The organism is Streptomyces sp. SDr-06 (assembly GCF_003324565.1).
Taxonomy (GTDB): Bacteria; Actinomycetota; Actinomycetes; order Streptomycetales; family Streptomycetaceae; genus Streptomyces.
Window position 1 is genome coordinate 193143 of record NZ_QOLA01000007.1, and the last position, 16983, is coordinate 210125.

17 protein-coding genes are annotated in these 16983 nt (G+C 71.6%); 6 read left to right on the top strand and 11 right to left on the bottom strand.

The window, feature by feature from the left end; all coding sequences use genetic code 11:
* Window positions 1–109: 109 nt before the first annotated feature.
* The 5 genes from DT019_RS17580 to DT019_RS17600 form a co-directional block, all read right to left on the bottom strand.
* Window positions 110–2764 (bottom strand): glycosyl hydrolase, encoded by a 2655-nt coding sequence (locus DT019_RS17580; protein WP_114037763.1) that lies wholly within the window; start codon window positions 2762–2764, stop codon window positions 110–112.
* 173 nt (window positions 2765–2937) lie between these two features.
* On the bottom strand, window positions 2938–3417 hold the full coding sequence (locus DT019_RS17585; RefSeq protein WP_147267323.1) for a hypothetical protein: 480 nt from the start codon (window positions 3415–3417) through the stop codon (window positions 2938–2940).
* Between the two features lie 81 nt (window positions 3418–3498).
* Window positions 3499–5391 carry an Ig domain-containing protein gene (locus tag DT019_RS17590; protein ID WP_114037765.1) on the bottom strand — a complete coding sequence of 631 codons (1893 nt, stop codon included), beginning with the start codon at window positions 5389–5391 and terminating at the stop codon, window positions 3499–3501.
* Between the two features lie 514 nt (window positions 5392–5905).
* Window positions 5906–6604 carry a response regulator transcription factor gene (locus DT019_RS17595; protein ID WP_223279651.1) on the bottom strand — a complete coding sequence of 233 codons (699 nt, stop codon included), beginning with the start codon at window positions 6602–6604 and terminating at the stop codon, window positions 5906–5908.
* Between the two features lie 71 nt (window positions 6605–6675).
* On the bottom strand, window positions 6676–7539 hold the full coding sequence (locus tag DT019_RS17600) for a sensor histidine kinase (RefSeq protein WP_223279634.1): 864 nt from the start codon (window positions 7537–7539) through the stop codon (window positions 6676–6678).
* Between the two features lie 138 nt (window positions 7540–7677).
* On the opposite strand from DT019_RS17600, the gene DT019_RS17605 reads away from it, so the two are divergent.
* The 4 genes from DT019_RS17605 (at window position 7678) to DT019_RS17620 (ending at window position 11941) form a co-directional block, all read left to right on the top strand.
* Window positions 7678–8418 carry an ABC transporter ATP-binding protein gene (locus DT019_RS17605; RefSeq protein ID WP_114037767.1) on the top strand — a complete coding sequence of 247 codons (741 nt, stop codon included), beginning with the start codon at window positions 7678–7680 and terminating at the stop codon, window positions 8416–8418.
* Complete coding sequence (locus DT019_RS17610) at window positions 8415–10760, top strand: ABC transporter permease (RefSeq protein WP_114037768.1); 2346 nt, start codon at window positions 8415–8417, stop codon at window positions 10758–10760. The genes DT019_RS17605 and DT019_RS17610 overlap by 4 nt, the downstream gene beginning before the upstream one ends.
* 295 nt (window positions 10761–11055) lie before the next feature.
* Window positions 11056–11601, top strand: a complete 546-nt coding sequence (locus tag DT019_RS17615) for a hypothetical protein (protein ID WP_147267324.1) — start codon at window positions 11056–11058, stop codon at window positions 11599–11601.
* Window positions 11602–11659: 58 nt separating this feature from the next.
* Window positions 11660–11941, top strand: a complete 282-nt coding sequence (locus DT019_RS17620; protein ID WP_147267325.1) for a hypothetical protein — start codon at window positions 11660–11662, stop codon at window positions 11939–11941.
* 28 nt (window positions 11942–11969) lie between these two features.
* On the opposite strand, the gene DT019_RS17625 is transcribed toward DT019_RS17620, so the two are convergent.
* The gene (locus DT019_RS17625) at window positions 11970–12422 is read right to left on the bottom strand and encodes a winged helix-turn-helix transcriptional regulator (RefSeq protein ID WP_114037771.1); all 453 of its coding nucleotides are present in this window, start codon (window positions 12420–12422) and stop codon (window positions 11970–11972) included.
* A 104-nt stretch (window positions 12423–12526) separates the two neighbouring features.
* Here DT019_RS17625 and DT019_RS17630 point away from each other — a divergent pair, with 104 nt between their 5' ends.
* Complete coding sequence (locus tag DT019_RS17630; protein WP_114037772.1) at window positions 12527–13792, top strand: MFS transporter; 1266 nt, start codon at window positions 12527–12529, stop codon at window positions 13790–13792.
* Between the two features lie 47 nt (window positions 13793–13839).
* Here DT019_RS17630 and DT019_RS17635 read toward each other — a convergent pair whose 3' ends face one another.
* Together DT019_RS17635 and DT019_RS17640 are read right to left on the bottom strand one after the other, a co-directional pair.
* Window positions 13840–14823 (bottom strand): DNA-3-methyladenine glycosylase family protein, encoded by a 984-nt coding sequence (locus DT019_RS17635; RefSeq protein ID WP_114037773.1) that lies wholly within the window; start codon window positions 14821–14823, stop codon window positions 13840–13842.
* A gap of 2 nt (window positions 14824–14825) precedes the next feature.
* Complete coding sequence (locus DT019_RS17640; RefSeq protein ID WP_114037774.1) at window positions 14826–15197, bottom strand: VOC family protein; 372 nt, start codon at window positions 15195–15197, stop codon at window positions 14826–14828.
* Between the two features lie 80 nt (window positions 15198–15277).
* Here DT019_RS17640 and DT019_RS17645 point away from each other — a divergent pair, with 80 nt between their 5' ends.
* Entirely contained in the window at window positions 15278–15739 is a 462-nt protein-coding gene (locus DT019_RS17645) for a MarR family winged helix-turn-helix transcriptional regulator (protein WP_114037775.1), read from the top strand.
* An 84-nt stretch (window positions 15740–15823) separates the two neighbouring features.
* On the opposite strand, the gene DT019_RS17650 is transcribed toward DT019_RS17645, so the two are convergent.
* The 3 genes from DT019_RS17650 to DT019_RS17660 are packed head-to-tail and all read right to left on the bottom strand — an operon-like array spanning window position 15824 to window position 16912.
* On the bottom strand, window positions 15824–16090 hold the full coding sequence (locus DT019_RS17650) for a DUF4235 domain-containing protein (RefSeq protein WP_114037776.1): 267 nt from the start codon (window positions 16088–16090) through the stop codon (window positions 15824–15826).
* Between the two features lie 4 nt (window positions 16091–16094).
* Window positions 16095–16544, bottom strand: coding sequence for a DUF3618 domain-containing protein (locus tag DT019_RS17655; RefSeq protein WP_114037777.1), 450 nt, complete (start codon window positions 16542–16544; stop codon window positions 16095–16097).
* On the bottom strand, window positions 16541–16912 hold the full coding sequence (locus DT019_RS17660) for a phage holin family protein (RefSeq protein WP_114037899.1): 372 nt from the start codon (window positions 16910–16912) through the stop codon (window positions 16541–16543). Before DT019_RS17660 ends, DT019_RS17655 begins: the two co-directional genes overlap by 4 nt.
* Window positions 16913–16983: the final 71 nt, after the last annotated feature.

A 16983-nucleotide genomic window follows, 5' to 3' on the forward strand; every position in this document is an offset into this window, starting at 1 on the left:
GCCGATGGAATCCCGTGCCGTCGCCCCGGCGTGACGGGGCGTGCCCCGGGACGGCCGGTGCGGGTCCCCTCTCGGGACCCGCACCGGCCGCGCCCTTGGTGCGGTTGCCTCACTGCAGGCGTCGGGTGTCGAACGCCCAGATGCCGCGGCCGTGCGTGGCGGCGTACAGCTTGTTGTCCGGTCCGAGCTTCAGTTGGAGGACCGCCGTGGTGGGCAGGTTGCCGCCGAGCACCTTCCACTCGCTCGTCCCGGCGGGGCGGTAGAAGGTGGCCAGGTCGGTACCGAGGGCGAGGCCGCCGCCCGGAACCAGCTTCACCGTGTTGGCGGGCACGTCCGGCAGGTTCGCCGAGATGTCCGTCCAGGTGGTTCCGCCGTTGGTCGACTCGAAGACGTGACCCACGCCGGCGCCCGGGCCCTCGGTCCACTTGCGGGAGAAGCCGTTGACGGCGACGTACACGTGCTGGGCGTTCGCCGGGTCGACCTCGAAACCGGAGATGTAGCGGTTGGGGATGGTGCCGTCGACCGGCAAGTTCAGCTGGTGCCAGTCGGTGCCGTCGGCGTTGCCGACCGCGATCCCGCGCGAGAAGCCCTGGTTGTTGCAGGGCCCGCACCATCCCACGTACACGGTGCCGCCCGAGGAGGCCACGGCGGTGGCGACATGGCCCGCGCCGAGGTCGTAGGCGTTGCTCCACTCGGCTCCCGAGCGGATCGCGAAGCCCTTGTGCTGCACCCACACATGGCGACCGCCGGCCACCCAGGTGTTGATGTCCTTGGCGTCGGAGGTGATGGGCGCGATGAAGCGGGCCCCGCTGCCCCCGAGGTCCTTGTCCGGCGGCGCGACCTCGTACTCGGTCGCCTTGCTGGGGTCGGTCGTCCAACTGCCATTGTTCACACCGCAGTTCTGGGTGACCCACATGTCGAGGTACACGTACTCCTCGGCGGAGTTGCAGCCGTTGTTCGGGTCGGTGATGGTGTCACCGCCGTCGCCGCCGAAGTTGGAGCCCATGACCTTGTCGCGGCCGCGCAGGATGGACTGGCCGTTGTCCTGGAGACCGCCGGTCACCGAGACCCCGCCGTAGGCGAGGTCCTTGCCGACGCCCACCGAGTAGTACTGGAGCGTGTCGAGGGTGCCGTCGGCCAGGGACGTCCAGTCCTTGGCGTGGCCGCCCGAGTCGACGGCGCCGTTGAGCGGGCGCCGGTAGATGCCGCCGTCGTTGCCGACGTAGGCATATGTCTTGCCCTTGTACGTGCCGACGGCGACGGCGTGCTGGTCGGAGTGGGTGGTCTGCGAGCAGTCGCCGGTCTGCTTCGCGGGGTCGATGCTCCAGCAGGGGAACGGGAAGTTCCAGTACGGGCCGGGGGTGATCCAGCTCGTGCCGCCGTTCTTCGTCTCGAAGACCTCTTCCAGGCCCAGGTAGACGTGGTCGGCGTTGGCCGGGTCGACCTGGAGGAACTCGTTGTACCAGGACTGGATGCCCGGCATGTAACCCGCGCCCTGGAGGGCCGAACCCGAGTTGCGCAACTTGTTGTAGTCGGCGATCTGCGTCCAGGGGCCCAGCGGGGAGCCGGACTTGGAGACGTAGACGCCCTTCAGGCCGCTGTCGGGATTGCTGTTGGTCTGGGCCGGCGACTGGTCGACGGCGTACAGGCGCGAGCCGTCGGCGGAGGCCGCGAACGTCATGTTGCCGACGTCGTCGCTGTTGGTCGGCAGGTCGCCGATGCCGGTGACCGGCTTCCACGTACCGCCCTGCGCGCTGTAGAGCCCGTTGTAGGTGTCACCGCCGCGCCAGCCGACGGCCAGCAGGACCTTGCTCGGGTCCTTCGGGTCCACCGCGATGTCGTTGGCGATGTTCTTGTACGGGGCCGAGGGGTCGGACGCCTTCGGGCCGCCGGGCAGGTAGTCGGGGTTGGGGGCGAACTCCAGCTTCCACGGGCCGGACAGTGTGGTGGTGGAGTGCGACCACACACCCCGGCTGGTGGCCGCCCACACGGTGGTCCCGGCGAACCTGAGGGCGTGGATGGTGGTGCTCTCCAGCTCGGCCCCGCCCACCCGGCCGCCGGGCTGGAACTGGCCGTGCTGGGGATCGGCGAGTACGTAGACCCCCGTGCCCACGTAGGAGGTTGCCCCGGTGTTGGACTCGCCGGTGGCATACCAGAGCCGCTTCGTGCCGTCGAGGGCGAGGGTGCCGGTCGACAGGGAAGGCAGTTTGTCGGCGATGGGCTGCCAGTCGCCGCCGCCGGTCCGGGACCGGAACACGCCGCCGTTGGCGCCGCCCGCGTACACATAGCCCTGGTCGTCGGCCGCGATGCCGGTGATCCGGCCGGTCACGTTCCCGGAGCCGCCGCTGGAGTTGGAGTTGATGTCGCGGTAACGCGGATCGTCGGAGTTGTACGTCTTCTTCGTGATGTGGTTCCAGTCACCGCCGGTGTGCTTCATCGACTGCAGCTGGGCCCAGGCCGCTCCGTACGCGCCCGGCGCTACCACGCCCGGGGCGGTGCGGGCCTCGGTGTACTGCGCGGTGGACTCCGCGGAGTTCTCCGCCTCGTCGCCTCCGTCGCCCTCCGTGGCGGTGAGGGCGGACCGTCCCTTGCCCGCCTGTATCGCCTTGGTGTGCTGGCGGCCGATGTCGGCCTGGTGGCGGGCGTTCCACGGGCGGGGTCTTGTGTCCCCGGACGTGGCGAACGCCTGGGTGCTCACCAGTCCGAACGCGGCGGCCGCGACGGTGCAGACCATGAGCCGCCGCCGGTGCCGTTGGCGCATCATGCGCTCTCCTTTCCGCGCCCGCCAGGGAATGGGCCGGGCGCGGAGGAGAGCTTGGCGTGCTCGCGACATTATTGGAGGGGTATCGGCCAAACATGGCGGAGAGTTTGCCGTTGCCGGGTCCGGCGGCCTCCCCGGCGGTGGCCGCCGCGTCGCTGTCCGGCGCCGTACCCGCGTCAGGCGACCTTGATCGTGACCGCGTAATCGCCCTGGCCGGGCGGACACCGCATCGCCTCACCGCAGGAGTCGCGGTGCGACACGATCCGCGCCGTGCCCGCCCCGCGGGCGGTGAAGTCGGCGGCCACCGAGCCGCAGCCCGCGCCCGGTTCGCAGTTCCCGGCGGGCGTTCCGCGGCTTGTGCCGACGGGGGCCAGGGTCCCGGTGTCCGAGCTGGTGGGCGCGGACCAGTACGTGCTGTGCAGCCGGACCAGGACCCGCGCGCCCGCACGCACCGGGACGACCCTGCCCCGGTCGTGCTCGTCCAGGGTCACAGTGCTGGCCGAGAGCGAGGAGGCCGCGGGCGGCGCGGCGCCCGAGGGCCCCGGTGTTCGCGAACCACCCTTCGCGGCACACCCGTTGACGGTGAGGACCGTCGTGACGGCGAGCGCCGCACCGACAGCCCGTGCGGTGCGGAGTCGAAGCGGTCGAGGGGCCACGGCGGTCTCCAACCGCGTGACCGCCGGGTGCCGACGATCGCGGGGGCGAGCCGGACGGTTCTCCCCCGCGCTTGTGAGGGGTCAGGACACGGTCACGTCGTCGTAGTAGGTGTAGGTGGCGTCACCGGCGTAGTTGTCGTCCTTGCTGGTGAGGGTGAGCGTGTAGCTGTGGCCCGCGGTCAGGGACCCGGAGGCCTGCTTCCAGCCTGCGCCCTGGGTGCAGGTCTTGGCCAGCACGGTGGTGGTCGTGCCGGTGGTGTTGTCCTTGAGCGTCGCCGTCGCCCAGTCGTACGTCACAGTGTCGGGGCAGGTGACGTTGTACGAGAAGGAGACCTTGGAGCTGCCGCTCGGCGCCGTGAATGTCTGGGCGATCGAGGACGTGTTGGTCGGGTTGGCCGAGCCGATCAGCGCGCCGTAGCTGCCGCTGTGTGCGGCCGAGGTGCTGGCGGCGGCGCTGCCGCTCGTGGTCCAGCCGGACAGGCTGCCGCTCTCGAAGCCGCCGTTGGTGACGCCCCCTCCGCCGGCGGCGGTGACGGTCCAGCCGAACGAGGTGCTGCCGGAGGCGCCGGTGGAGTCCTTGGCCGTCACGCTCACCGTCGAGGTGCCGACGGTGGTGACCGTGCCGCTGATCAGTCCGGTGGCGGAGTTGATCGACAGTCCGGCCGGCAGACCGGTGGCCGAGTAGGTCAGGGTCTGTCCGCTCGCGGAGTCGGACGCGCTGACGTTCAGCGAGACGGCGGTGTTGACCGTGGTGCTCTGGGCGCCCGGGTTGGTGACCGTCACGGTGTTGCCGGTCGAGCCGCCCCCGACGATGGGGTGCGAGATGGCGCAGGCGTTGGTGTCGTTGGACCAGCTGGCCTGCTCGGCGAAGGTGCCGGTGCCCATGGTGACGTTGGCCGCGCCACCCGCGGTTCCGGGGTTGAGCCAGGCGCACTCGTCGGAGTTCTCCTGGCCGTTGTAGGAGCTGCCGGTCTGGTTGGTCCAGCCGCCCGCCGGGTTCTGGTCCGACATCATCTCGTGCCACTCGTGGCCGAGCGTCATGGTCCAGCCGTCGAGGGTGCCGGGCGAGTTGACGAAGCCGACGCCGCAGCCGGAGCCGGAGTCGATGTTGTACGGCTGGTTGCTGAACGCGACGTCGCCGTAGGGCGAGCTGACCGCGCCGCCGGTCAGGGTGCTGTCACCGTTGTAGTCGTGCCAGGCGCAGTACTGGCCCTGGTAGTTGTCCGGGTTGGTGCCGTGCGGCGAGAGGATCACGTAGTAGGCGTCGCGGTTCGCGGCGGCCGACGTGTTGCCGAAGTGGGCGGCGGCGTTGACGGCCTCCTGGCCCAGCTGGTGCCCGGAGGCGGCGCTGGGGGAGGCGGCCGCGTTGTCGTACCAGACGCCGGAGAGCACACCACCGCTCTGGTACGGGATGAAGTTGGCGTTCGAGGGGCAACTGGTCGCGCCGGCGGCCACGTTGGGGCCGTCGCACCACTGGGTCAGGTCGGCGGACCACAGCTCGTTGCCGGTGCCGATGCCCTTGAACATCTGCTGGGCGGCGCCCGCGGCTCCGGCCGAGTCGCCCGAGAACTTGGCGTTCCCGTTGGCGTCCGTGCTCTGCGTGCCCCACTGGTTTCCGTAGAAGACCAGGTAGACCTTCGAGTGTCCGCTCTGGACGCCGATGCCGTCGATTCCGCCGCCGTAGGACAGCGTCTCGGGGCCGGTGGCCACGTTCGGCGAGGCGTGGGTGGCCTGCCACGACTTCATCTTGGCGTTCTGCTGCGCGGTCGGCACGACACCGTGGCGGTAGGCGTGCTGGTAGGCGGGGCTGTACGGGTTGGTGACCGCGTGGCCGTTCGCCGCGTCCGGGGCGGGGGCGGGGGCGGCGCCTGCCTGGGGTGCTGCGACGGCGATCATGGCGCCGGTGACGAGGGACAGCGACGCGAGACCAGTGAGGGCTCTTCGTGCCGTGCCGCGTATGTAGGGGGTACCCATGTGTAGGGGGATCCTCTCTCCAACGGATCGCGTGACGCCGGTCGGCGGGCGGTCCGTTCCTGAATGCGGGCAGCGAGGCGCAACAAAGGAGCGGTGTTCCAGGTCGTACGGGATGCCAGCGGCGCGTTGCTGGACGGGAGGGGGGATGTACGCGCGGCTCTGAACCCCCGTGCGGACGACGCGAGGTGAGACGTCCCGCCCGGTGCGCAGACTTGGCGCGCATCCTCCCGGCCGGCTCCGGCGGGAAGGTGTGACCAACCGTGGTGTGACACGGCGTGTGACGGTGGTGCGGTGTGTTGAGCGTGGTGCGCCGATCGCTGGGCGGAAGCCAAGCAGCGATGACCGGACACGGTCAATTGGCTGACGGAGGCTTTCCCGTCTCTTGGAAGACATCGATGCCAACTTGACCGCGCCGGGCAGGAATCTCTACTGGCCCATGGGTGGATGTTCGCGGCCTTGGAGGGGCCGGTGGCCTTCGCGACCTCATCCCGCAGCCCTCACAGGCGGAGCCGGGTCAGCCGGAGGGCGAGCCGCCCGGGGTGACGAGGCCCGTTTCGTAGGCGAGGACGACGGCCTGGGCGCGGTCGCGCAGGGAGAGTTTGGTGAAGATGCGGGTGACATGGGTCTTGATGGTGGCCTCGCTGAGGGTGAGGGCTTCGGCGAGGTCGGTGTTGGACAGGCCGCGGCCCATCAGCGCCAGCACCTGGAGTTCACGCGGGGTCAGCGCGGCCAGGTCACGGTGGACGGCGGGCACGGCGGGCACGGCGGGCACGGCGGCACCGGCCGGGCCGGGGGTCTGGTCGCCGCGCCGGGTGGTGGCGTAGCGCTCGACCAGCCGTCGGGTGATGGAGGGGGCGAGCAGCGCGTCGCCGGTGTTCACCAGCCGTACGGATGCGGCGAGATGAGCCGCGGTGACGTCCTTGAGGAGGAACCCGCTGGCTCCGGCGGCCAGGGCCGCGTACACGTAGCTGTCCAGGTCGAAGGTGGTGAGCATGAGGACCCGGCAGTCCGGGAGCAGGCGCAGGACCTGCTGGGCGGCGTCCAGCCCGTTCAGGTGCGGCATGCGGATGTCCATCAGGACGACGTCCGGGCGCAGCCGTTGGGCTTGTGCGACGGCCTGCACGCCGTCCGCGGCCTCGCCGACGACGTCGATGCCGCGCGAGATGAGGATGAGGCGGAAGCCGGTGCGGATGAGCTCTTCGTCGTCGGCGATGAGGACGCGGGGCTCGCGGGGGAGGCCGGTCTCCGCGAGCCGGGGGACGCTGAAGTCGGGGGCGGGCTCGGTCACGGGCGCTCCAGGGGGATGCGGGCGCGGACGCGGTAGCCTCCGCCGATGCGGCGCCGGGCGTCGAACTGGCCGTCGTAGACGGCGACGCGCTCACGCAGGCCGATCAGGCCGCGTCCCGCTCCGTCGTTGCGGTGCTTGCGGTCGTCCGGTGCGGCGGCCGGGTTCGTGGGGGCGGCGGACAGCACGCTCGGCCCGCTGTTGAGGACCTCGACCCGCAGGCTGTGATCGGCGTAGCGCACGGTGACCGTCGCCCCGCCGCCGTCGCCGTACTTGAGCGCGTTGGTGAGCGCCTCCTGGATGATCCGGTAGGCGGTGACGTCGATTCCCGGTGCGAGCGGGCGCGGTTCGCCGGAGATGCGGACCTCGACCGGGAGCCCGGCGAAGGCGATGCGGTCGACGAGGGTGCCCAGTTGGCGCAGGGTGGGCTGGGGGGCGAGGGCGGAGAGGTCGCCGGGCTCCTCCTTCTCGTCGTCGCCGTCGGGAGAGGGCGCCAACAGGCCGAGCAGATGGCGCAGTTCGGTCATCGCGTCGCGGCCGGCGCCCTCGACGGCCCGCAGCGCGGTCTCCGCTTCGGCGGGCAGGGTGGTCAGCACCTCGCGTGCGGCGCTCGCCTGGACCACCATCAGGCTGACCTTGTGGCTGACGACGTCGTGCAACTCGCGCGCGATGCGGGCGCGTTCCGCCGCCACCGCGGTGCGGGCTGCCGTCTCCCGTTCGCGTTCGAGCAGCCAGCCGCGGTCCTCCAGGGCCTTGCGGTAGCGGCGGCGGGCGCGCGCCAGCAGCACGGTGGCACAGCCGGCCGCGGCCAGGCTCCCCGTCACAAGGGCGATCAGCAGTCGGCCCGTCCCCGATATGAACACGGCGCCATCCTGCCAGGCCCGTTGAAGCGCGGGCGTCCACCCCCGGGACCAGGCCGTACATCGCCAGGATGACGGCCGCCGCGGAATACCTCCGGGGGCTGACGCACCGCTCCCGTCACGCCGCTTAACGTCCCTGTCATGACCACCGAAGACATCAGGGGCACGGCCCCGGGCACGAGCCAGGCCGTGCGTGAGCAGGCCGTCGTCCAAGTGAGCGGCCTGCGCAGGGAGTACGGCGACACCGCCGCGCTGGCCGGAGTGTCGCTGGAGATCGGCGCCGGAGAGGCGGTCGCGGTAATGGGGCCGTCCGGCTGCGGAAAGTCGACCCTGTTGAACATGATCGCGGGCCTCGACCGGCCCACCGGGGGCTCGGTGCGCGTGCACGGGGAAGACCTCGGCAGCATCAACGAGACCGGCCTCGCGCTCTTCCGGCGCCGCCGGATCGGCATGATCTTCCAGTTCTTCAACCTGATCGACGACCTGCCCGCGATCGACAACATCGCCCTGGCCGCCCAGCTCACCGGAACCCCCGCCCGCCAGGCCCGGCGCAGAGCCCTCGAACTGCTCGACGAACTCGGCATCGCCGACCGCAGGAACGTCTACCCTGCCGCCCTCAGCGGCGGCGAGCGCCAGCGTGTAGCGGTGGCCCGGGCATTGATGAACCGGCCCGCGCTGCTGCTCGCCGACGAGCCGACCGGCGCGCTGGACAGCCACGCGGGTGAGCAGGTGATGGACCTGCTCATCGACCTCAACCAGCTGGGCCAGACCTTGATGCTGGTGACGCACGACGAGCGCCTCGCCACGCGCTGCGCCAGTCGTCTGGTGACGATGGCGGACGGCCGGATCACGGGCGAGCGGACCCTGGAGCGTTCGGCATGAGCGCGGTGTGGCGGGCCTCGCGCGCGGCGGTACGCCGGCGCCGGCTGCAGACCTCTGTCATCGCCCTGGTGGTCCTCGTCTCCAGCATGGCCCTGGTGGTCGCCCTGGGGCTGCTGGACGTCGCGTCCAGCCCCTTCGACCGTCTCTTCGGCGCGGCGAGGGGCGCGCACGTCGTCGCCATGTTCGACGCGGCGAAGACCTCGGCCGATCAGGTGGCACGGACCGCGCACCGTCCGGGAGTCGAGGCCGCGGCAGGTCCCTTCCCGCAGGCCGTGGTGGACCTGCCGCGGAGTGTGGCCGAGGAGATGCCGGGGATGGGCAGCGGCTCGCTGAGTGTGGTGGGGCGGGCGGACCCCGGGGGGTCGGTCGACCGCCTCGACCTGTTCGCCGGGCACTGGGCCACCGGCCCCGGTGAGCTCGTCCTCGCGCTGCCGGACGCGCCCGGGATGGGGAACGGGCCGCACTCCCCGCTCGGCAAACGGGTCCAACTGCCCGGTCTCGCACCGCTGACCGTCGTCGGCCTCGCCTCCAGTGTGAGCGGAACCGCACAGGCCTGGGTCTCCCCTCAGCAGATCGAAGCCCTGCACCCCACGACGTACCAGATGCTGTACCGCTTCGACCGGGCCGCGACGTCCGGCCAGATCACGACCGGCACCACCTCGGTGACGTCCGGGCTGCCGTCCGGATCCCTGGTCGCCCACCAGTCGTACCTGACGCTGAAGGCGCAGGTCGCCTCGCAGCCCAACGCGTTCGTGCCGTTCCTGATGGCCTTCGGGATCCTCGGTCTGCTGGTGGCCGTCCTGATCGTGGGCAATGTGGTGAGTGGTGCGGTGGTCTCCGGCTTCCGGCACATCGGCGTGCTCAAGTCCCTCGGATTCACGCCCAACCAGGTGGTCGCGGTCTATCTGGTGATGGTCTGCGTCCCGGCCGCCGTGGGCGCCGCGATCGGGACAGCCCTCGGCGGAGTGGTCGCGAAGCCGCTGCTGCACCAGGTCTTCCAGGGCGCGAGCCTCGGCCAGGTGAACGTCACCGCGTCGGTCAGCTCCTGGGTGTACGTGGTGACGGCGCTCGGCATGCCCGCGGTCGTCGTGCTGGCCGCGCTGATCCCGGCCCTGCGTTCGCACCGGCTCTCCGCTGCACGGGCGATCAGCGCGGGCAGCGCTCCCAGCGGCGGCAGGGCGCTGAAGGTGCAGCGCCGGCTGGCCGGAGCGCGGCTGCCGCGCTCGGTGAGCCTGGGACTCGGGCTCCCCTTCGCCCGGCCCGGACGATCCCTGCTCACCATCTCCGCGGTCCTGCTCGGGGTGGCGACGGTGACCTTCGCGACGGGGCTGTCGACCACGATGGTCTCGTACGGCGACGCCGTCGAGAGCTCGGGCAGACTGCAGGTCGTCGTCTGGCGCGGTGAGGCCAGGTTCGGGCAGACCGTCCCGCACCACGACGACGCGTCGGCACAGGCGCTGTTGCGCGGACTGCCGCAGGCAGCGGACGTGTCGGCCGTGGGCTTCGCCGATGTGCGGCTGCTCGGGCAGAGCGAGGGCGTGACGATTCAGGGAGCGCGCGAGGGCCGGTCGGTGCTCCAGGACGACCTCGCCCGAGGGCGGTGGATGAAGGCTCCGGGAGAGGTCGTGGCCTCCGGCAGGTTCCTGGCCAAGCACGGTCTGCACGTGGGTGACTCGTTCGCGCTGGGCGCGGCGGACGGGCGCACCGAGCGGGTGACCCTGGTCGGCGAGGTCATGTCCGGCCCGGCCGACATGATGCGGGCCGACTGGTCGACCCTGACCGCCCTGGCACCGAACACCGAGGCCAACCAGTACTGGGTGCGGCTCGCGCCGCACGCCGATACCGCCGCCTACATGAAGGCCGTCCGCGCCGCCGATCCCGGGCTCTCTCCGAGTGAGCAGACCTCGGTGAACGCCGGGGCCATGACGGTGATCAGCTCCGCTTCCGCGCTGACCGTGATGCTGGCGTTGGTCGCCGCGATGGGGGTGTTCAACACCGTGGTCCTGAGCAGCCGCGAGCGTCGGCGTGACCTCGGCATGCTGAAGTCGATCGGCATGACCCCGCGTCAGGTCACCATGATGCTGGTGGTGTCCATGGCAGGGCTCGGCCTGGTCGGCGGAATCCTCGGGCTGCCGTTGGGAGTGGCGGCCTACCAGGTGGTGATCCCGCTGACCGAGAGCAGCGCCCACATCGCCCTCGCGGACTGGATGCTGGACGTCTGGCATCCCGGGACCATGGCGCTGCTCGCCCTTGCCGGAGTGGCGATCGCGGCGCTGGGCGCGGTGATACCGGCACGCGCCGCGGCCCGTCAGACCATCGCCCGGGTTCTGCACACCGAGTGAAGGCCGCAGCCGTGTCGCCGGGGTGACGGGGCGGGTATCCCGTCACCTCCCGGGACAACAAGTGCCGCGCCAGCATGGCGGGTTGGGGGAAGCAGGCAAGCCCGGAGGTGGTGTCGACCCGCCGCCTCCGGGCGGTCGGCATCCGCCAGTTCTTCCTCGCCGGACCTGGGCCGCAGGGGCGGGAGTTGGACAGGGGACCGGTACGGAAACCGCCGGGGCGAGGCGGGCGTCCAAGCTGTCGAGGTGTTCATGCAGAGCGGGGGCCCAGGTGCGGTGGCTTGCCCCGGTGGTACCCGTGGCCGCTGCGGCGGCCGCGTACGCGTGGGCCCGTTGGTGCTTCGCGAGTGCCTCGCCACCGTCCGGGACGGTGGCGTTGGTGGGCGGAGCCGCCCTGATCGTCCTCACCTGCGTCGTGTACTTCGTACTCGTCGAGGGCAGTGGCGCATTCTTCGGGGTGCTTCTGATGGCGTTGGGGTTGTTCCTGACCCTGGAGGCGGTGGAAGAGGGAACGGCCCGCGGCCAGACCGTCATCTGCGACGTCCGCGAGGTCACCAGCAGGGTCCTGCAGTCCTCCGGTGAGGGCAGCATCTCGACGACCGTGTACCACTTCACGCTGAGCTGTCCCGGCGGATACCCGACCGAGATCACCGAGCGCCGTCCGGTCACCTCGGCGGGGAAGCGGCTCCCGATCGCCTACGATCCCCAGCGCCGGGTGTCCCCGTCCATCGAGGGCGACGCCTCGCCGTGGCGCTCGGCTCTGACCGCTCTGGTCCTCCTCGCGGCGGCCACGGCGCTGGCCGCGAGGAGGCGCGCCCCGGACGGCGAGGAGTTCCGCCCGTGATCCGGGAGTGGGGGAGGCGCTGTCATGTCCCGCGCACCGGGTCGGTAGCGTCGGGGGCATGGTTTCACCGCTCACGGGGCTCATGGGGCTTGTGGTGCTCGCCGTATTCGCGCTGGCCGCGTTTTTCACCGGGCGGGGCGCGGTACAGGTGATGCGCCGGGCCGGGCGGTTCTGGTACGTGCTGGTGCCGCCGCTCGTGACCGCCGTGTCCGGCTACGGCGTGGCCTGGCTGCTGTGGCCTTCGTACTTCGCCGGGCTCGCCCTGCTCCTGTGGTGGGTCTGCGCGTTCTTCGGGAACATCGCCGGGTGGTTCCGCGCGGCCGACGGGCAGCACGCCTGACGGTTCGGCGGGAGGTTCCCCGCCCGGGTCACTCGGTGGGGACCTTGTGCACGACGGTGTCCTCGGGGCCCAGTCGACGGCCATCGGCGGACAGCACCTCCAGCGGGCGAAGACCACGTCCGTGCCGACGGTCGACCAGTTCCGAGTGCGCCTCGCCGGGGGTGAAGAAGTTCCCCTCTCCCCACTGGCGCAGCGCCACGATGACAGGGAAGAGCGCTGTGCCCTTCGAGGTCAGTACGTACTCGCGGTAGGCGCTCCCGTCCGACGCGGGAACGGATTCCAGGACGCCGCCCGCCACCAGGCTCCGCAGTCGCGCGGTGAGAATGTTCTTGGCCACGCCGAGACTGCGCTGGAACTCGCCGAAGCGCCTGCTTCCGTCGAAGGCGTCCCGCACGATCAGCAGGGACCACCAGTCGCCGATCGCGTCCACCGACCGGGCGACGGGACATTCACTGTCGTCGAAGCGCGTCCTGGTCACCATGGTGTCCCTCTCCCTTTCAGTGCTCCGCATCCGGCATGGTTGCAACATGCTACCAAGCTGGCTAGCGTCATGGATGGTAGCAAGATGGAACCAAAGGGGTGCGGATGTCGAACAGCAGCGAGGCCGTGTCAGGACGGACTCAGGAGCGGACCGAGGAGGGCGCCGCCTTCACGCTGTCCCGTGGAGTCGTCCTGCTCTTCGCCGTGGCCTGCGGTGCGGCGGTGGCCAACGTCTACTTCTCCCAGCCACTTCTGGTGACCATGGGCCACGACCTCGGCATGGGCCCGGCCCTCGTCGGCAGCGTGGTCACGCTCACGCAGGTGGGGTACGCGCTGGGCCTCGTCTTCCTCGTGCCGCTGGGCGACGTGACCGATCGCAGACGCCTCGTCGTGGTCCAGTTGCTGCTCCTCGTGGCGGCGCTGGCCGCGACGGCGGCCGCCCGTACGGCGGTGCTGCTGCTCGCGGGCATGGCCGCGACGGGGCTGCTCGCGGTCGTCACGCAGACCTTGGTGGCCTTCGCGGCCTCGCTGGCGACTCCGGACGGCCGGGGGCGGGTCGTCGGCCTTGTCACCAGCGGCGTGGTCATCGGCATCCTGCTCGCCCGCACCGTGTCCGGCGCCCTGGCCGACCTCGCGGGCTGGCGCGCCGTGTACCTCGCCTCCGCGTTACTCACCGCTGTGCTCGCCCTGGTCCTTCACCGAGTGCTGCCGCGCCCGGGTGCCGCTGTGCCGCCCGCACCGCGTTACGGACAACTCCTGCGCTCCACGGTCACCTTGTTCGCGCGGGAGCCGCTGCTGCGGCTGAGGGCCCTGTTCGGGCTGCTGATCTTCGCCGCGTTCAGCACCCTGTGGAGCAGCGTCGCGCTGCCGCTCAGCCAGGCCCCGTACTTCCTGTCGCACAGCGGGATCGGGGCGCTCGGGCTGATCGGGGTCGTCGGGGCCCTGGCCGCCGGCGTCGCGGGCCGCTTGAACGACCGCGGGCTCTCGGGACGGACCACCGGAATCGCCCTGTCGCTGCTCGTCGCGTCGTGGCTGCCGCTGGCCTTCACCCGTAGCTCCCTGGGAGCCCTGCTCATCGGGGTGGTCCTTCTCGACCTCGCGGTGCAGGCCGTGCACGTCACCAACCAGACCCTGATCTACGCACTGCACCCGGACGCCGGCAGTCGCCTCATCGGCGGCTACATGGTCTTCTACTCGATCGGCAGCGCCACCGGCGCCATCGCCGCGACCTCCCTCTACGCGGCGGCCGGCTGGGGCGCCGTATGCGCGCTGGGGGCCGCGTTCAGCTGCGCAGGGCTGGTGCTGTGGACGTGCACCCGGCACAGCGAGCCGGGTCGCGCCGCCAAGTCATGCTCCTTCAGCGGTAGTTGAGCGCACAGGCAGGTTCTGTGCCGGGGTGAGCACGTCACGTCGTGCGCTTACGCCGGGTGCCGCGCGCGGGCCTCTCGCGCGGCGGCGTGGGCCCGCAGCAGGAGGGAGACCCAGCTGCGGTAGGGCCGCCAGCGTGCGGCGATCTCCTCCAGCGCCGGGACGTCGGCCGCCCGGCCTTCCAGGGCGTAAGCATCGGCCATGGCGGCGTGCAGCCGGGGTTCGTGGCGAGGGAAGAGGTCGGGGTGGCCGGCCCCTCGGATGAGGATGAGCTCGGCGGAGAAGGGCCCGACCCCGGGGAGCTCGCGCAGCGCGGCGAGGGCTTCGTCGGCGGGCCGGGCCCGCAGCGAGGCGGCGTCGAGTTCACCGGCGGAGGCTGCTTCGGCCACGGCGTGCAGACGGCTGAGCTTCACCGCGGTGAGGCCGGGGAAACTCGTGACCGTCCGCAGGGCGGCGGGGGAGGGGAAGGCGTACAGCTCCTGCCCCGCCACCTCGACGCGCCGGCCATGACGCTGCCCGAGGAGCGACTTGACGGCGGCGGCGTGGCTCTTGCGCACCCGTTGGCCGATCACGGCCCAGGCCGCCGCCTCGTAGGGGGAGTTGAAGCAGACCGGCCGCAGGCCCGGGAACTCCCGCAGGAGCCCGGCCACCATGGGGTCGACGGACGCCAGCCGCGCGAAGCGGCCGCCGTCGACGTCGAGCGAGAGGATGCGGGCCACGCTCTCGGCCGCCCGAACCGCGTCCGCTGTCCCGGCGGCGGGCGCGGCTGCACAACCCTCGGAACCGGAACCGGAGCCGGAGCCGGAGCCGGCCGGGTGGAGGGTGATGTCGGCGCGCACCGGCCCGTCGTCCGAAGGAGTCCTCTCCTGCCGAACGACGGCGGTGACGGTGGAGCGGTCGTCGTCCGAGGGGAAGGCCAGCCGGAGCGGCCCATCGAACTCTCCCTGATAGGCGGCAGGAACGAACCCCTTCAGGAAGCGCACGGCGGCCGCGAGGGAGAAGGGGCCGCGGGGAGCAAGGACGACGGTGCTCATGGTCAGCCTCCGTGCACGGTGAGCCGGTAGCCCTCCGGGCCGCTGAAGGAGAACATCGGGCCGAACGGGCTGTCCTGCAGCGGGCCGACGTCCCGCGTGTCCGACTTCAGCAGCTGCTCGCGCAGCGCGCTCGCGTCCGAGGTGCGCAGCCACAGAGCCACACCGAGGCCGGGACGCGCGGCACCGTCCAGATCGACGCCGGGAAGCGGCTCGCGCACGGCGAACGCGATCGGGCTGGTGGCGAACACCACGGCGCCGGGCGGCGAGGCGGGCGCACGGCGCAGTCCGAGGCGCTCCTCGAAGAAGGCGGCCGCGGCGGGGACGTCCTTCACCTGCAGAGCGATGAAATCGGGGCCTTCGACGGTGGCGGGCATGGATCCTCCAGGGCTCGTATGTCAGGACTTTGACATACGAGACTGTAGGCAGCCGGTTCTCCGCATGTCAAAATGTTGACATGGAAGATCGTTCGCCCGTTCCCCCGCCTCATCCGGCCAAGGACGTGACGGAACACGTCGGATACCGCCTCAAGCGCGCCTCGGCCGCCCTGCGCGGCGCCATGGACAAAGCCCTGCGCGCGCACGACCTCACGGTCCCGCAGTACTCGTGTCTCGAAATCCTCGACGAGCAGCCCGGCCTCTCCAACGCCGACCTGGCCCGCGGCACCTTCGTCACCCGGCAGTCGGCCAACGTCGTCCTGCGCGGCCTGAAGGAGGCCGGCCTCATCACCCGGGCCGCCACCACCGACCACGGCCGCGCCCTGCCCGTGCACCTCACACCGGCCGGGCAGCAGCGCCTGCACGCCGCCCGCCAGGCCGTCTACGCCATCGAACAACGCATGATCGAATCCGTCCCGGGAGGGCGGCTCGCGGCGCTGCTCGCCGATCTCGACGCGATGGCCGAGGCCCTCGACGAATGACCACCGCCCGCGGCCCGTCGGCCAGGGTCCGGTGACGCCGGGCCGACGGGGCCGGTCCCTCGCGGGGCGCGGCGGGGCACGGCGTCAGCCGGGCCAGGTGCCTGTCAGGCGCCGGGTCGCGGTCGCGCCGGCCCGGTCGACGGTGGCCTTGACCGCGGCGTAGATCGCGCCTTGCAACGTGGCCGCGAGCAGCACTTCGCGCCAGGTGCGGTCCTCGTCGGTGGCGTCCGGGGCGTCCCCTTCGTGAGCGATTCCCTTCCACGCCTGCCGGAACACCAGTCCGGCGAGCATGCCGCTGACGGCTCCCAGAACGAGCCCGACCGGCTTGTAGGCGATCTTCGACGCCTTCATCGGCTCATCCCTTCCCGCGTCGGCAGGCCAGCCACACCAGGGCGGCCGCGCCCCCGGCCGCCAGCAGCGCGGTGCGGTGGTTCGCCACCGCCTGTACGGCCAGGGCCGCCTTCCGCCGTGCTTCCTCGGGGGTCTTCTCCTCCCACACGCGTCCGGCCTGGACGGCCTTGGTGCGGGCCTGCTCCGCGGCCTGGGCCGCCTTGTCCTTGACCGGGTCGGGCACCTTGTCCCGCACCTGGTGGGCGATCTCGGTGGTCTTGGCCTTGAGCTCCTGGGCCCCGGCCGCGGCTCGTTGCTGAACCTCGGCGGCCTTCTCCTGGGCGCGGGCCTTGACGTCGGCCTTGGCCGTCAACGCCTCGACCGTTCGCCCGAGTTCCTCCCGGGTGTGCTCCACCTGTTCGCGCAGCTCCTCGGAGCCGGCGGCGGTTCGGTCATCACGGTGCGGCTCGGTCATCGGTGTGCACTCCCTTTGATCTTGGCCACGTCGGCCTTCACGTTCCCGATCGTCTGCGCGGGCACCGGCGGCGCCGCCCGGCCGATCTGCTTCTTCCCGGTCAGGGCCATGGCCCCGGCGATCCCACCGAGCACCGCCGCGACGATCAGCGCGGCGGCCCACACCGGCAAGGGCAGCGCGAGAGCGGCGATCGCGGCTGCCACCAGGGCCTGCAAGGTCAGGAAGCCCGCGAGTCCGGCGCCGCCGAACAGTCCTCCGCCCCTGCCGTAGCGTTTGCCCTTCTCGGCCATCTCCGCCTGTGCCAGCCTCAGCTCGCCCCGCACCAGCTCCGTCAGCTGGTGCGAGGCCCGCTGCACCAGCTCGCTCACCGGCTCCTCACCCGCCCCGCGCGCACCGCGGCCGGGCCCGGCTTCCTGCGACTGCGTACTCGACACCACGC

Excerpts from the sequence above, each read along its gene's own strand:
- DT019_RS17580 (WP_114037763.1), bottom strand. The coding sequence starts at position 2,764 with ATGATGCGCCAACGGCACCGGCGGCGGCTCATGGTCTGCACCGTCGCG.
- DT019_RS17590 (WP_114037765.1), bottom strand. The coding sequence starts at position 5,391 with ATGGGTACCCCCTACATACGCGGCACGGCACGAAGAGCCCTCACTGGT.
- DT019_RS17605 (WP_114037767.1), top strand. The coding sequence starts at position 7,678 with ATGACCACCGAAGACATCAGGGGCACGGCCCCGGGCACGAGCCAGGCC.
- DT019_RS17610 (WP_114037768.1), top strand. The coding sequence starts at position 8,415 with ATGAGCGCGGTGTGGCGGGCCTCGCGCGCGGCGGTACGCCGGCGCCGG.
- DT019_RS17620 (WP_147267325.1), top strand. The coding sequence starts at position 11,660 with ATGGTTTCACCGCTCACGGGGCTCATGGGGCTTGTGGTGCTCGCCGTA.
- DT019_RS17625 (WP_114037771.1), bottom strand. The coding sequence starts at position 12,422 with ATGGTGACCAGGACGCGCTTCGACGACAGTGAATGTCCCGTCGCCCGG.
- DT019_RS17630 (WP_114037772.1), top strand. The coding sequence starts at position 12,527 with ATGTCGAACAGCAGCGAGGCCGTGTCAGGACGGACTCAGGAGCGGACC.
- DT019_RS17635 (WP_114037773.1), bottom strand. The coding sequence starts at position 14,823 with ATGAGCACCGTCGTCCTTGCTCCCCGCGGCCCCTTCTCCCTCGCGGCC.
- DT019_RS17640 (WP_114037774.1), bottom strand. The coding sequence starts at position 15,197 with ATGCCCGCCACCGTCGAAGGCCCCGATTTCATCGCTCTGCAGGTGAAG.
- DT019_RS17645 (WP_114037775.1), top strand. The coding sequence starts at position 15,278 with ATGGAAGATCGTTCGCCCGTTCCCCCGCCTCATCCGGCCAAGGACGTG.
- DT019_RS17650 (WP_114037776.1), bottom strand. The coding sequence starts at position 16,090 with ATGAAGGCGTCGAAGATCGCCTACAAGCCGGTCGGGCTCGTTCTGGGA.
- DT019_RS17655 (WP_114037777.1), bottom strand. The coding sequence starts at position 16,544 with ATGACCGAGCCGCACCGTGATGACCGAACCGCCGCCGGCTCCGAGGAG.